Source organism: Sphingosinicellaceae bacterium, assembly GCA_019285715.1.
Taxonomy (GTDB): Bacteria; Pseudomonadota; Alphaproteobacteria; order Sphingomonadales; family Sphingomonadaceae; genus Glacieibacterium.
This window is the reverse complement of record CP079108.1, coordinates 1,918,418-1,932,266: the sequence shown is the minus strand read 5'-3', so window position 1 is coordinate 1,932,266 and position 13,849 is coordinate 1,918,418. Positions and strand designations below refer to the sequence as shown.

General features: G+C 65.8%; 12 protein-coding genes and 1 tRNA gene. 7 read left to right on the top strand and 6 right to left on the bottom strand.

The window, feature by feature from the left end; all coding sequences use genetic code 11:
- Nucleotides 1-16 precede the first annotated feature (16 nt).
- From KX816_09040 to KX816_09020, 5 genes are read left to right on the top strand one after another with little or no spacing between them, the layout of a single operon-like run.
- A complete protein-coding gene (locus tag KX816_09040; protein ID QXQ08098.1) occupies nt 17-703 on the top strand; it encodes a polysaccharide biosynthesis/export family protein in 687 nt (228 codons plus the stop codon).
- Nucleotides 700-1,839, top strand: a complete 1,140-nt coding sequence (locus KX816_09035; protein ID QXQ08097.1) for a hypothetical protein — start codon at nt 700-702, stop codon at nt 1,837-1,839. The genes KX816_09040 and KX816_09035 overlap by 4 nt, the downstream gene beginning before the upstream one ends.
- Complete coding sequence (locus KX816_09030) at nt 1,836-3,320, top strand: lipopolysaccharide biosynthesis protein (protein ID QXQ08096.1); 1,485 nt, start codon at nt 1,836-1,838, stop codon at nt 3,318-3,320. Before KX816_09035 ends, KX816_09030 begins: the two co-directional genes overlap by 4 nt.
- A complete protein-coding gene (locus tag KX816_09025; protein ID QXQ08095.1) occupies nt 3,317-4,186 on the top strand; it encodes a CpsD/CapB family tyrosine-protein kinase in 870 nt (289 codons plus the stop codon). Before KX816_09030 ends, KX816_09025 begins: the two co-directional genes overlap by 4 nt.
- Nucleotides 4,187-4,224: 38 nt before the next feature.
- Nucleotides 4,225-5,331: a DegT/DnrJ/EryC1/StrS family aminotransferase gene (locus KX816_09020; GenBank protein QXQ08481.1), complete on the top strand. Its 1,107-nt coding sequence runs from the start codon at nt 4,225-4,227 to the stop codon at nt 5,329-5,331.
- 33 nt (nt 5,332-5,364) lie between these two features.
- On the opposite strand, the gene KX816_09015 is transcribed toward KX816_09020, so the two are convergent.
- Entirely contained in the window at nt 5,365-6,330 is a 966-nt protein-coding gene (locus KX816_09015) for a hypothetical protein (protein QXQ08094.1), read from the bottom strand.
- Between the two features lie 701 nt (nt 6,331-7,031).
- Between KX816_09015 and KX816_09010 the strand changes: the two genes are divergently transcribed.
- Nucleotides 7,032-7,541 carry a PEPxxWA-CTERM sorting domain-containing protein gene (locus KX816_09010; GenBank protein QXQ08480.1) on the top strand — a complete coding sequence of 170 codons (510 nt, stop codon included), beginning with the start codon at nt 7,032-7,034 and terminating at the stop codon, nt 7,539-7,541.
- Nucleotides 7,542-8,535: 994 nt separating this feature from the next.
- Here the strand turns inward: KX816_09010 and KX816_09005 are convergent.
- Both KX816_09005 and KX816_09000 read right to left on the bottom strand, forming a co-directional pair.
- Nucleotides 8,536-8,610 (bottom strand) — tRNA-Gln (locus KX816_09005).
- Between the two features lie 21 nt (nt 8,611-8,631).
- The gene (locus KX816_09000) at nt 8,632-9,672 is read right to left on the bottom strand and encodes an undecaprenyl/decaprenyl-phosphate alpha-N-acetylglucosaminyl 1-phosphate transferase (protein QXQ08093.1); all 1,041 of its coding nucleotides are present in this window, start codon (nt 9,670-9,672) and stop codon (nt 8,632-8,634) included.
- Nucleotides 9,673-9,798: 126 nt separating this feature from the next.
- On the opposite strand from KX816_09000, the gene KX816_08995 reads away from it, so the two are divergent.
- Nucleotides 9,799-10,752, top strand: coding sequence for an NAD-dependent epimerase/dehydratase family protein (locus tag KX816_08995; protein QXQ08092.1), 954 nt, complete (start codon nt 9,799-9,801; stop codon nt 10,750-10,752).
- Between the two features lie 234 nt (nt 10,753-10,986).
- Here KX816_08995 and fabI read toward each other — a convergent pair whose 3' ends face one another.
- Genes fabI through KX816_08980 form a run of 3 tightly spaced genes read right to left on the bottom strand, consistent with a single transcriptional unit; the run spans nt 10,987 to nt 13,699 of the window.
- Complete coding sequence (gene fabI / locus KX816_08990; GenBank protein ID QXQ08479.1) at nt 10,987-11,778, bottom strand: enoyl-ACP reductase FabI; 792 nt, start codon at nt 11,776-11,778, stop codon at nt 10,987-10,989.
- A gap of 41 nt (nt 11,779-11,819) precedes the next feature.
- Nucleotides 11,820-12,677, bottom strand: coding sequence for a YihY/virulence factor BrkB family protein (locus tag KX816_08985; protein ID QXQ08478.1), 858 nt, complete (start codon nt 12,675-12,677; stop codon nt 11,820-11,822).
- A 47-nt stretch (nt 12,678-12,724) separates the two neighbouring features.
- On the bottom strand, nt 12,725-13,699 hold the full coding sequence (locus KX816_08980; GenBank protein ID QXQ08091.1) for a DnaJ domain-containing protein: 975 nt from the start codon (nt 13,697-13,699) through the stop codon (nt 12,725-12,727).
- Nucleotides 13,700-13,849 lie beyond the last annotated feature (150 nt).

The window sequence follows — 13,849 nt, the reverse complement described above, 5'->3', positions numbered from 1 at the left end:
GCAACTGGGGAGCGCGATGACGGTTTGGTCGGTCAGCACGATGGGAGGTCCGGTGGCGAACCGGGCTGTTTCGCGCACACTGGCCGCCACCCTGGCGGTTTGCGTGGCGTTCGGCTGGCCGCTCAGTGGCGCCGCGGCGGCGAAAGCCGTCACGCCGCCGCTCGGTGGTGCCACAGCCGCGAAAGCCGTCGCGCTCGAGTACCGGATCAACGCCGGCGACGAGCTCGAGGTCTTCGTCTGGGGCGAGGAGCGCATGCAGCGAGCGGTCCGAGTCCTGCCCGACGGCACTTTCGCCTTTCCGCTCGCGGGGACCATAGCCGCCGAGGGCCGCACCGCGCCTGAAGTCGCCGGCGCCATCACCGACCGTATCAAGGGCAACTACCGCACCGGCGTCCCCAACGTGACGGTGGCCGTGAAGGACACCGCCGGCTCGCGCTTTTACGTGGTCGGCAAGGTGCGGACGCCCGGCGGCTATTCGGTCGGGCGCGCCATCAACGTAATCCAGGCGCTCAGCCTTGCCGGCGGCACGGTCGAGTTCGCCGATGTCGATAACGCGGTGATCCTGCGCCAGACCGACCAGGGCCAGTCCGTCGAACGCGTCCGGCTTGCCGACGTGCTCAAGGGCAGCCGCGGCCTCGGCAGCGGCCCGCAGGCCAAGTCCTTGCCCGTGCTCGGGAGCGGCGATGTCCTTGTCATTCCATGAGCTCCCAGCATGACTGGCGCGTCTGTGCCCTGCTGTCCCTGGGTTCGATGCTCCTGGCGTTGCCCTCCAACCGGGCGGGGGCGTCGGTGAAGTACGACCTTGCCGCCGAAGGCGACGTGACCGCCGCGAACAACCCGTTGCTACTTGGTGGCAGCGACCGGTCGGCGCTGGTTGGCGACGTGTCGATCAAGCCGGGCGCCACCTGGACCGGTGACACGGGTTCGACACTGGCGCTCAACGGCATCCTGACCTCGCGTAATTACAGCCGCCGCTACGGCAGCTTCCTGCTCGGCCAGGCCCGCGCCGAGGGCATCGTGCGGCACGACGAACGGCTGACCGGAAGAGCATCGCTCAGCTTCAATCGCGACATCTCGGCCGATATCCTGACCGAGGCGGTCGATACCACCGTCGACCCGCGCAGCACCCGCAATGCCTGGGATGCGGCGACCTCGCTGACCTGGACACCGAGCGCGCGGACAACGATCACGCCGCGACTGGATTTCACCTCCGCCCGCTTTTCCGACAGTCGCGCGCTCGGCACAAGCAAGGTCTACACGGCGGAACTGCGGGTCGCCCGTCGGCTGTCGGGACGCACCAGCCTCGGCATCGCCGTGCTCGGCAACCGCAGCGACGTCAGCAACACCGGCCAGTTCGAAACGCAGTCGGTACTGGCGACGCTGGACCGGCAATTCGGACCGGCCGTCCATCTTACCACCGAAGCCGGCTTTGAACGCGTCCGCGACCGCCTGGCCGGCAGCGCTGCGATCAACTTCAGCGGTCGCGGCGAGCTCTGCGTGCGCGGCGAGCGCAATCGCGCCTGCCTCGATGCCTCGCTGGCCTCGCAAGCCAGCGCCATCGGCACGTTGCAGAAGCGCCTTGCCGTCGGGGGTAACGTCCATCGCGCCATCGGGGAATATTGGGATCTCGGGCTGGCGGCCGACTATCAGCGCGCCTCACGAAGCGGCGTTGGAGCGGCACCGACGCTGAGCGCGGCGACGGCGCGCTGTACGCTAGACTGGCGCTTTACCAAGGCGCTGACCCTCGGCAGCAGGCTCGAATACCGCCAGCGCGACCTCGGCGTCGGCAGTGCCTTGAGCAGCGGCTATGCCGGCATGAGCCTGCAGTGGCGGCGATGAACCGTCCTGACGTTCATGAGCCCGCTGGGGGCATCGGCATCAACGAGGTGCTCGGCATCGCCTGGCGCAGACGCACCCTGATCGCCGTCCCCGCGGTGCTCGGCACCATTGCCGCGGTCATCGCCGGCACGGTTATGCCCAAGGTCTACCGGGCCTCGTCGACGTTGCTCATCGAGTCGCCCGAAATCCCGGCCACGCTCGTCGCATCGCCGTTCAATAGCCTGGCCGACGAGCGCATCGCCAAGATCCGGCAGCAAATTCTCAGCCGCGACAACCTGCTCCGCCTGGTGGCGAAGGAGGGCCTGTACCCGGAAGAACGCGCCAAGCAGCCGATCGACCAGATCCTGTCTGGCATGCACGATGCAATCAGCGTCGATCTCGTCAGCGCCAGTGCCGGCAACGCGAGCGGCACCGCCAAGGGCGGCGACCCGACGATCGCCTTCAGCCTGTCGTTCCGCTACGGCGAGCCGCAGCGCGCCTATCGGGTCGCCAGCACGCTGACCGGCATGTTCATCCATGCCGACAAGATGCTCCGCACCGCCCAGGCCTCGGGTGCCGTCAGCTTCCTGAAGACCCGTGCCGACGAACTGCGCGACCGGCTCGTCGAGCTCGAGAACCGGCGGCGCGACATTCAATCCCGTTATGCCGGCGCGTTGCCGGAACAGGCGACGCTCGCCATGCAGGCGGGATCGGCGCTGCGCTCCGAGGTGTCGCGCATCGACAGCGAGATTCAGGCGATCAACCAGCAAAACGTACTGCTGGCAGGTCGATCGCAGGAAATGCAGGCCATCGAAGCGCCGGGCCATGCCGAAGTGCGGCGCGCCGAGCAGGCCCTCGCGCGGCTCCGTGCCACCCTGTCGGATTCGCACCCCGACGTGATCGCAGCGCGCGAAGCCCTAGAACTGGCGCGGCAGGCAGAACGCGACGAGCCGCCGGCCCACAATTTCGCTGGCAGTCTGGCCGCCGAGATCAACGGTGGCCGCAACCGGATCGCGGTGCTCAGCCAGCGGCGCGCGCAATTGCTCGCGGCCATTGCCACCGGTGAGCGCCAGCTCTCCCTGTCCCCGCAGGCGGCTTATGAGATGCACAATCTCGACAGCGATGTCGAAGGGCTGCGGACCCAATACGCGGCGACCCGCGAGAAGCAGCTGGAAGCGCAGGTCGCCGCCAACCTGCAGATCGAGGACAAGGGCGAGCGGTTCAAGGTCGTCGATCCGCCGACGATGCCGACCGAGCCGATCAGTCCGCAGCCGCTCAAGCTGCTGCTGATCGGCGCGCAGGGCGGCCTCGGCCTCGGCCTGGTGCTGGCCCTCGCGCTCGAATTGATGAGCGGCTGGATCAACGGCGCGCGGGCCATCGCCCGGCTGACCGGGGAAGCCCCGCTGACCACGATACCGAACATGAAGTCAGGGCCTTCGCTGGGCCTGCGGCGCGGCCTCGAGCGGTTCATGCCATGGCGATTGCGGAGAGCAGCCGGATGAAGACTGAACCACGCTACAGTCTCGATTTCACGTCGCTGCCGCTGCGTGGCGAACCCCGCGTCGACCGGCTGGCGAGGGCGCCGCTGGCCGGCGCACCAGAGGTCAAGCTCGACCGCAACCTGTTGCTGAACAACAATATCTTCAGCTTCGAGACGATGGATGAGCGCGCGCAGCCGTTTGTGCTGCTGCGTTCTCAGGTCCTGCGCCGACTGGCACCCGGCGGCGGGCGAATCGTTGCCGTGACCTCGACCCAGCCGCGCAACGGCAAATCCTTCGTCGCCGCCAACCTGGCCGCCGCGCTGAGCCAGATTCAGCCGACGTTCTTGGTCGACCTCGACCTGCGCCGTCCCACCGTACGCGATCGTTTCGGCTTGCCGGGCTGCGCCGGTGCCGAGGACTATCTGCGCGGCCGCCAGCGGCTTGCTGAGGTTGGCTGTCGTGTCGGCGAACGGTTGCGACTGCTGCCGGTACGCGAGGCGCTGGACAACTCGGCCGACCTACTTGCGTCGCCGCGCGGCACCACCCTGTTCGAGGAGCTGCGCGCCACGCCCGGGGCACCAGTGTGCATAATCGACACGCCGCCGATCCTCGAAGCCGACGAGATGATGATCATCGCCCGCCACGTCGATGGCGTGCTGCTGGTCGTTGAGGAAGGGCGGACGCGCAGCGAGGATCTCGCGGAGGCACTGCGAATGCTGCATCCGACGCCGCTGCTCGGCACCATCCTGAACCGGTCGGTCGCTCGCACGGTATCGTCGAGTTACTACAGTTATTCGGGCTACCGGAGCGATGCCGGCTACCGGCGCTCGGTCGAGCCTGCCATCCACGATGCTACTCCCTACGACATTTCCGGAGGCCGCGAATGAGCCGCTTGCGCAGGATTGCGACGCCACTGGCACCGCAGATGCCGGCCAGCATCACGCATGTCACCGAGCCGCTGCTGCCGCCGCTCGAAGACTTCATCCCCTACCTGCAGACGATCTGGAACAACCGCTGGCTCACCAACAACGGACCGTTCCACCAGGAGCTTGAAGCTGCGCTGGCCTCCTATCTCGGTGTCGACCATCTCGCACTCGTTTCCAACGGCACGGCCGCGCTGACCGTCGCGATCAAGGCGCTGCGGCTGTCGGGGGAGGTCATCACGACACCCTTCTCGTTCGTCGCGACGACGCACGCGCTCGCCGCCGAGGGCTTGCGGCCAGTGTTCGTCGACATCGACCCAGCCACCTGCAATCTCAGTCCTGCTGCCATCGAACGCGCGATCACCCCCGCCACCCGGGCCATCCTGCCGGTCCACTGCTACGGCCACCCGTGCGATGTAGACCGCATCCAGACGATCGCGGAGCTTTACGATCTCAAGGTTGTCTACGACGCAGCGCATGCGTTCGGGGTGCGCGTCAACAACAGTAGCGTGCTGCGTTACGGCGACCTGTCCACGCTCAGCTTCCATGCCACGAAAGTCTTCAACACCTTCGAGGGTGGCGCGATCATCTGCCCCGACGCGCGTACCAAGGCTCGCATCGATCGGCTGAAGAACTTCGGCTACGCTGGCGAACTGGAGGTCGTCGCCACCGGCGGCAACTACAAGATGAACGAGTTCCAGGCGGCCTTCGGCATGCTCCAGTTGACGCACATCGACGCCGCCATCGCGGCGCGCGGGCGGATCGCCAATCGCTACCGCGCGGCGCTCGCGGGAGTGCCGGGGATCACGTGCTTCGGCACCATGGCTGGCGTTACGGCAAACAACGCGTACTTCCCGATCCTGGTCGGCGACGAGAGCCCGCGCGACCGCGATACTCTCCACCGTCAGCTCCAACATAACGGCATCATGGCGCGACGCTATTTCTGTCCCCTGATCAGCGACATGCCGATGTATCGCGACCTGCCATCGGCACGACAGCCGATGCCGGTGGCGCGCCGCACGGCCAAGCAGATACTGTGCCTGCCCATCTTTCCGACGCTGTCCGAAGCCAGTGTCGACCGCGCGATCGAGATCATCGTCGACGGGTAAGCAGCGGGGAGCGTAGACCCGAATAAAAACGGTTTACAGCCGATGGGGTGGGATCAGCCGCAGCGTCACAGGTAGGTCCTGCCGCCACAGCGTCGCAGCCCGCTGGCGCTCCGGCAGGCCCTCGGCGAGTTCCGCGATCTGGCGGCGCGACAGCCCCGATCGCTCACAAAAGAAGGGATGCCGCGGCGACCGCGCGAAATAACTGTAAAACAGCGCCTGGCGATCCTTCGCGACCGCTGGCTGGCCGCGATGGAAATAGCGCGCGGTGTCGGTGAACACGACGGTGCCGGCCGGCCCGACGCAACTGACGACATCGTGTTCGAAGTTGAGCCCGAACTGGGCTGCCATCTCACCGGGGCTGCAGGTTTCATAGCGATAGCCGGCTTCGTCGGTCTGCACGCCGTCGGCACGGCTGAGAACCTGCAGGGGGCCGTCATCGGGTCCGACGTCGTTACAATAGACGACCATCTTGAGCATGCGCCGGTCTTCCCAGTCGCGGTGCCATTGCCGGGTCGACACTGCGCGCCCATCGGCGACCGTGTAGATGATGTGGATACCGTCATAGGCGACTGGCAGCCCAAGATACGCCTCGGCAATGTCGAGCAACCGGTCATGGAGGCCGAGCTGAAACAACGCTGGATGCGCGGCGACTTCGTCGGGGGGGACGATGTTGAAGTCGTGCCCCTCGCGCACCCGCCTGCGGGCGGTTTCGGCGAAGTCGGTCGATAGCCGCTGCGCCGTTGCTAACACCTCCGGGGCGTCGGGCAGCCCAAGTGCGGCCAGCGAGGTTATATAGATGCCGTCGCGTCGCATGGCGGTGACGATCGCGGCGTCGATGCCGGTCAGGGCCGGTAGTCGTGTCCGGTGGGCGGCAACCGCGCGGTTGTAGCGACCGCCGAGTGCGGCCTTGACCAGGCCGAAGTTGGTCACCCGCAACGCGCACCGCGCCGGCAGGTCGCGCGCGTTTTCGATCCGGCTGCGGAAGGTCACGCGGGCCATAGTCTGCTCCTGGGACGGCTGCGCCGAGCCTACCGGGCTTTCGTTCTTTACCCCAGTGAGCGCTTCTGGGTGGGGACAAGTCGGCGGGTGGTTTGCCAGCGGCGCGCTGAGTGCACTCACGCAGAGCAAGGCCGAGTCGATCGAGTCGCCGAACAGCACTGCTACGCCAAGCTCGGCCTCCACTTGCCGCTCAACTTACTCGCCTCACCGGTTGCTCGGCGTTGTCACGTGGCGCCGTCAATCCGGTAAACCCGGTGGGGGATAGTTTCTAGTCGACAACCCGCCCGAAAGCGATGGCGGGTCGACCTCGTTGGGTCGATCGCATGTGCTAATGACGCTTTGGCATCGCTGCTCACGGTTTTTGGACCGTGGGCGTGGGCATGCATTCGAATCTAAGGAAGCTGGTCCAAGCCTGAGCCAGCAAAGGGGAGGTCCACTCCCTAAAAGGGAGAAGCTCGATCATGAAAGTTCTTCTGGCAGCCGCGGTGCTGATAAATCTACCTGTCATCGCCGTGGCCAATCAAGTCCGGAACGGCGACTTCAAAGCTGGAAATACCGGGTTTACCAGCTCGCTCAAGTACATAGCGCCCGCCAAGGATGTCTTGGCGCGTGCCGGAACCTACACCATCGGCTCAAACCCCCACAACTTCGCCGGTGGTCTTCCGGCTATCACCGACCTCGCTTATGGTCATGAGAGCGGGATGGGCAACTATCTCATCGCAAACGGCTCGCTGAAGAAGAATTCAGTCGTCTGGCGCGAGGATAATATCAAGTTCGTGGCGGGAACCGAGTATGTCTTCGACAATTGGTTCGCGACACTGTCGAACACCAACCGTCCGGTATTCGCGGCCTATTATAACCTCGGCAACGGCCAGGGCGACCAGCTGCTTGGCCAGTGGCACGCCGAGTTCGGTGTCGGGATCTGGCAGGGCATGGAGGCGCGTTTCATTCCGACCGGCACCAAGCTGACCGTCACGATCTATGACCTGACCGGTGCTGACGCCGGCAACAATTTCGCCCTCGCTGCCATCCGGGTGATCACCGCGGCTGAGTGGGCGAAGGGCCAACCCCGCGGAATTTCTGCGGCCGCAACGTCCCTGAGCGGCGCCTCAGTCGGAGCCGTGCCGGAGCCGGCAACCTGGGCCATGATGCTCGTCGGTTTCGGCGCGGTCGGGGGAGCACTGCGGAAGAGGCAGTTTGCCGCCACGTAACGCGATCTACCTGACTTATCGCGCTAGTCTGAGGACAGGAGGGCCATCTGGCTCTCCTGTCCGGGCCCATGGCTGCGGGGGAGTGGGGCTTATACCCGTATCAACCATTCAGTCTGAAGTTATCCGCGGTGCAATTCAGGCAAATCGTTTGTGATGTGGACCATGTCCATCCGATACCAGGCAAAGCGCCTATGACGCCAGTATCGCCATAGCAGGTTGCTCGCGCTCGTGCAGCAGACCCTACTGGATAATATAGCCGACTATAGGCGCGCGGTTGCGAATACTCGTTTCGAGCGCAGCTAGACCGATAGCCGACCCTTCCCATCGCAAAGTCGCACCGATGCGAGTCGTGCATGTTAATGAATTGTTGGAACGGTTCGAACTTGGACCTCGCCCCCCAGACATGAAGCGCATGTCTGATGCCAGTCGGCTGGAGACGCGGTGCGTCGAATATGGGTACTCCGAGGATGTGTCCGGCCTTGGCCTCATCCACGTGAAAAAGATGCGACCAATCAGGGCGCCTTGGATCGCCGCTTCGCCTTTACGCACATTGCTGACTGGCGTGCGGCTTGGCAGAGCCTGGGCATCGGTGAAATCGACCGGCGCGTTTACGAAGTTGCAGAACCGCGCGGGACTTAGCTCCCACCCGCTTGCAGGCGGGAGGCGAAAGCTTTGGGATGACCGATCTTGGGCAACTGCCGACCGGCAGCTTTGCGGCAGCGAGGCCTGATGTCCAGACGTTCAGGCCGGGCTCGCGCACCGCATTCGGACTTTCACTCATCTTGATGTGTCGAGCGCGACCTGCACAACGATGTGGCTCCCGCAGTTAAAATATGGACACAGCGCGAGCACAATATACGGCAGCGACGGTAAGCGTGTTACAAACATGCCATAAAGCGAGTGACTCATTTACACAGCGGATTGGCAGAATCGTTCGGCGCGGCGCGAGCGTGGCGTGTACGATCTTAGCTATTTCATCAACTTAAATGAAGTCTGGCTGGGGCGGCAGGATTCGAACCTGCGAATGCCGGTACCAAAAACCGGTGCCTTACCACTTGGCGACGCCCCATCGGCGGAGCGGTCGACTAGGTCAGCCGGCGGGGCTTGGCAAGCGATGCCACCGCGTCGCCCATAACGCCGCGGCATAAAGTGCCAGGCTGACACCCAGCCAGACCAGCCCGGTGCCCGGCAACAGCAGCGCTGCCGCGTTGGGCAGCGCGACCAGGGCGACATAGACGACGAGGCCGCTCGGCCATCCGAAACGCTGGTGGAGGTGGTGGTGGAGGTGATTGCGGTCGCCGAGGAACGGCGAGCGGCCGGACAGCGCGCGTACCGTCATCAGGCGCACCGTGTCGAACACCGGAATCGCAAACATCACCGCGACATCATCGGCGCGCATCGCCTCGAAGTCATTGTTGTAGGCGTAGATCGCCAGCAGGCCGAACAGCGCCGACAGCGCATAGCTGCCGCCGTCGCCCATGAACAAGCGGCCGTTGAGGTTGAACACCAGCATCGTCGCGAGTGCCACGCCGATGCCGCTCAGCACCGGCGCAAACGATGCGGGCAGGTGGCAGGCAAGCACGAGTGTCCAGACCAGCCCAAGGCACAGGATGATGCCGTTCTTGCCGTCCGCCATGTTGACCGCGTTGAGCAGCCCGACCAGGCACAGCAGCGCGAACGCATCGCCAGACGAACCGAGCGGCAGCACGCTGTCCTGCCCGGCGAAGCGCAGGATTCCGAGCGAGTAGTCGGGCGCATGGACCAGCGCCAGCAACAGCGCGCCGACCGCGAGCCCGAGGCGGAGCACCGGACTAAGGTGGAAGCGGTCGTCGAAGAAGCCGACTATGTACATCGCCCCAGTGACGCTGCCGAGCCAGATCAGGTGCTGGACCACCCACGGCCCGGCGGGCACGAGAACTACGGTCAGCGCGCAACTGACCAGCGCGACGAGCGCCAGCGCGATACCGCCGACCAACGGGGTGATCGTGGCATGGCGCTTGCGGCCGCCATCGGTGTCCGGGAAATCGAGGAGCGCAAAGCGCTCGCCGAGCGGGCGGGCGTAGAGACCGATCGGCAGCGCGATCGCCAGCGCCGCTACCCCGGTTAGTATCGACGCTGTGACGGGCTCCAAGCGGCCATCCCTTGTTTTGCCGGCTTGTGGCGGAACTGTACGCCACTGACAAGACGGAGTGGCACGGCGGGCCTCGACAGCCGCGGTCGCGGACGGCATTGAGCGCTCATTGCGAGGGGTTGCGTTATGGCAGTGCTGGTTACCGGGGTCGCCGGATTCATCGGGGCGGCGGTCGCCGAAGCGCTGCTGGCGCGCGGCGAGAGCGTCGTCGGCATCGACAACCTCAACACCTACTACCCGGTGGCGCTGAAGCACGCGCGACTGGAGCGGCTGACCGGTGACTTCAGCTTCGTCGAGGGCGACTTTGCCGAGATGAGCGTGCTGACCGCCCTGCCCGACAGCTTCGACCGCATCGTCCACCTCGGCGCACAGGCCGGCGTCCGCCACTCTCTCGAGCAGCCGCACGACTATGTCCGGAGCAACCTGGCGGGGCACCTCAACGTGCTCGAGCTGGCGCGGGCGCGCGGCAGCAAGCACCTCGTCTATGCCTCGTCGTCATCGGTCTATGGCGGCAATGCCAAGCTGCCGTTCGAGGTCGGTGACGCGGTCGACCATCCGGTGTCGCTGTACGCCGCGACCAAGCGCGCCGACGAGCTGATGAGCGATGCGTACGCCCACCTGTTCCACATCCCGCAGACCGGCCTGCGGTTCTTTACCGTCTACGGCCCGTGGGGACGGCCCGACATGGCACCGTGGCTGTTCACGGAAGCCGTGCTACGGGGCACGACCATACGGCTCAACAACGGCGGGCGGATGAGCCGGGACTTCACCTACGTCGACGACATCGTCGCAGGCGTGCTGGCGGCGCTCGACCGGCCGCCGGCGGGGACAAGGCCCCACTTCATCTACAACCTGGGCAACGACCGGTCGGAGGAGCTGACGCGCTTCCTGTCGATCATCGAGGCCGCCACCGGGCGCCAGGCGATCATCGAGGAGGTGCCGCTGCCGCCGGGCGACGTGCTGGCGACCCATGCCGAGATCGGCAAGTCGCGGGACAACCTGGGGTATGATCCGAAGGTCACGCTGGACGAGGGACTGCCGCGGTTCGTGGCGTGGTTCCGGGGCTATACGGGGCTGTAGGCGAGCCGAGTGGTTCGAACTTTAGGCCTGTGCGGGGGTTGTCGAAACTGGTTCTAATGAAATCAATGACTTGGAGTGGATTTCGGGTCATTTAGGGCTTTGCCCGGGGGTCCATTGTCGTCCCGGGCTTGACCCGGGACCCAGTTAACCCAGCGCTCGGACTCCGAGGTTAGCTGGGTCCCGGGTCAAGCCCGGGATGACAACGGGGCCCGGGATGACAATCAGTATCGAGCCTCAGGCCGTCGCGATATCCGGGGCGTCCTCGGCCTTCATGCCGATGACGTTGTAGCCCGCGTCGACGTGGTGGATCTCGCCGGTGACGCCGCTCGCGAGGTCGCTGAGCAGGTAGACGGCGGCGCCGCCGACGTCCTCGATGGTGACGTTGCGGCGCAGGGGCGAGTTGTACTCGTTCCACTTCAGGATGTAGCGGAAGTCGCCGATGCCCGACGCCGCCAGCGTCTTGATCGGGCCGGCCGAGATCGCGTTGACGCGGACCTTGTTGGCTCCCAGGTCCATCGCGAGGTAGCGCACGCTGGTCTCCAGCGCCGCCTTGGCGACGCCCATGACGTTGTAGTGCGGGATGACCTTCTCGGCGCCGTAATAGCTGAGCGTCAGCATCGAGCCGCCGTCCGGCATCATCGCCAGCGCCCGCTGCGCGCAGGCGGTGAAGCTGTAGACGCTGACGTTCATGGTCTGGGTGAAATTGTCGGCGCTGGTGTCGACGTAGCGACCGCGGAGTTCGTTCTTGTCGGAAAAGCCGATGGCGTGGACGAGAAAATCGATGGTCGGCCACTTGGCCGCGACCTCGGCGAAACAGCCGTCGAGCGAGGCGGTATCCGAGACATCGCATTCCACCAGGAAGTCGCTGCCCAGCGATGCCGCGAGCGGTCGTACGCGCTTTTCGAGCGCCTCGCCCTGGTAGCTGAAGGCGATCTCGCCGCCCTGTGCCGAGACGGCCTGGGCGATGCCCCACGCCAGGCTGCGGTCGTTGGCAACGCCCATGATCAGGCCGCGCTTCCCCTGCATCAATCCGGGCAAATCATTCTCCACATCCGTCAGCCGCGGTCTCATTCAACCGCGCAGCCGCGCTCTTGGCCCCTTTTCGGGACAATCGCCAGCGCCGCGTTGAGGTGCGCGCCGGCGACCAGCCCCAAGCCGATGATATAGAAGAACAACAGCGCAACGATGACCCCGGCCAGCGAACCATATGTGATCGAGTAGTTGCCGAAATACCCGATGATCATCGGCAGCAGCATCGTCGTGCCGATCCAGACCGCGGCGGTGAACAGTGCGCCGGGCCAGATCGGGCAGGTGCCGTCGCGGAAACGGCGCGGGGTCAGCGCGTAGAACACCAGGTAGAGCGCGACGAACAATATGGCTGCCGGTGCCAGCCGCCCGATGCCGAGCCAGTGCAGCAGGTCGGCCGCCACCGGAAACACCCGAAAGACGAACTGCTCGACTGCGGTCAGCGCGACCTGCGCGGCAAAGGCGATCAGCATCAGCATCACCGCACTGACGATCATCGCGATCGCGCCGATACGGTAGCGCCAGACCGGCAGCAGTCCGGGGCTGTTATAGGCCTTGCGGATGATGTCGCGGATCGTCTCGATGAAGCCGCTGACCGTCCACAAGGTCAGCAACAGGCCGACCGTCAGCAATCCTGAACTCGACCGCGCCGCGATGACGTCGGCGATCGGCTTGGCGACGAGCACGCCGACATCCTTCGGCACCGTATGCAGGAAGCTGTGTACCGCGGCGATTCCGGCATCGGTGCGGCCGAGCGCGCCCGCCACCGAGGCGACGACGATGAAGAACGGGAACAGCGTCAGCAGCGACAGATAGGCAAGGTTGCCGGCGTGAACGAAGCCATCCGCCCAGCTGCCGGTAATGGTTTTCGCCACGACCCGGCAACCCCGCGTCCGCAGGAACCGCTTGAGCCAGCCCGGCGAATACCGGCGAAGCGCGTCGGCGATCAATCCACCCCCAGGCTTTGCCGGACCTTGCGCGTATCTTTCCACGTTTGCGTGAACGCACGAAGCTCGGGATCGTCGGCGGGCAGATCGATCACCAGTGTCGCAAGCAGGTCGCCGCGGGTGCCGTCGGCGCGGGTGAAGCCGCGCCCCCTCAGGCGCAGGACGCGGCCCGAGGTCGACCCCGGCGCAACCGTCAGCGTCACCGGACCATCGACGGTCGGCACCCTGACCTTGGCGCCGTCGACGGCCTCGTCGAGCGTGACCGCGAGATCGAGGCGGATGTCGTGGCCCTCGCGCTTGAAGAAGCGGTGCGGCGCGACGTCGAGCGTGATCAGCGCGTCACCGGTTCCGCCCGGCCCGGCCTCGCCCTGCCCGCCCATGCGCAGCGGTTTCTCGGACGAGAAGCCCGGCGGCAGCTTGAGGTCGAGGGTCTTGCCGTTCTTCAGCGTGATGCGCTGCGGCTTGAGGATGGCGGCATCCTCGAACGGCACCGACAGGCGGTAGGCGACGTCGGCGCCCTTGGGGGCCTGGCGGCGCAATTGCTCCTCGAAGCCGCCGCCACCGCCGCCGCCATTGCCGAATGGGCTGCGGCCGCGACCGAACAGCTCCGAGAACAGGTCGCCGGCGTCACCACCGCCGCTGCCGAACTCGAAGTTGGATGCGCCGCCGCCGGAACGCGCACCCCACGGGCCCTGGGCGCCGCCGCCGCCGAAGCCCCCGCCTCCCCCGCCGAAACCTGGCGGCGCCTTGGGCTGGCCGTCGGCATCGATCTCGCCGCGGTCGAAGCGCGCGCGGAGGTCGGGGTCGGTGAGCATGGTATTCGCCGCCGAGGCCTCCTTGAAGCGCTCGAGCTTGACGGCGTTCCCGGCATTGCGGTCGGGATGATTGTCCTTGGCGATCTTGCGATACGCCTTCTTGATTTCGGCATCGGTGGCGCCGCGCGCGACGCCGAGTACGGTGTACGGGTCTCTCATGTGTCGTCCGATAGCAGCTTTTGACGAACGCGACTGTGGTTGCCGCGCAACACGGCTTAAATGGGCAACACAATCGGCGGTGTAAAGCGTGGGGTGGAGGTTCTTCGCCGTCATCCCGGCGAACGCCGGGACCCATCACCTGAATTCGGG

Bases quoted from the DNA above. Each gene is read 5' to 3' on its own strand.
- KX816_09035 (QXQ08097.1), top strand. From the start codon at position 700: ATGAGCTCCCAGCATGACTGGCGCGTCTGTGCCCTGCTGTCCCTGGGT.
- KX816_09010 (QXQ08480.1), top strand. From the start codon at position 7,032: ATGGGCAACTATCTCATCGCAAACGGCTCGCTGAAGAAGAATTCAGTC.
- KX816_09020 (QXQ08481.1), top strand. From the start codon at position 4,225: ATGCCGGCCAGCATCACGCATGTCACCGAGCCGCTGCTGCCGCCGCTC.
- KX816_09015 (QXQ08094.1), bottom strand. From the start codon at position 6,330: ATGGCCCGCGTGACCTTCCGCAGCCGGATCGAAAACGCGCGCGACCTG.
- fabI (QXQ08479.1), bottom strand. From the start codon at position 11,778: ATGCAGGGGAAGCGCGGCCTGATCATGGGCGTTGCCAACGACCGCAGC.
- KX816_08995 (QXQ08092.1), top strand. From the start codon at position 9,799: ATGGCAGTGCTGGTTACCGGGGTCGCCGGATTCATCGGGGCGGCGGTC.
- KX816_09040 (QXQ08098.1), top strand. From the start codon at position 17: ATGACGGTTTGGTCGGTCAGCACGATGGGAGGTCCGGTGGCGAACCGG.
- KX816_08980 (QXQ08091.1), bottom strand. From the start codon at position 13,699: ATGAGAGACCCGTACACCGTACTCGGCGTCGCGCGCGGCGCCACCGAT.
- KX816_09025 (QXQ08095.1), top strand. From the start codon at position 3,317: ATGAAGACTGAACCACGCTACAGTCTCGATTTCACGTCGCTGCCGCTG.
- KX816_09030 (QXQ08096.1), top strand. From the start codon at position 1,836: ATGAACCGTCCTGACGTTCATGAGCCCGCTGGGGGCATCGGCATCAAC.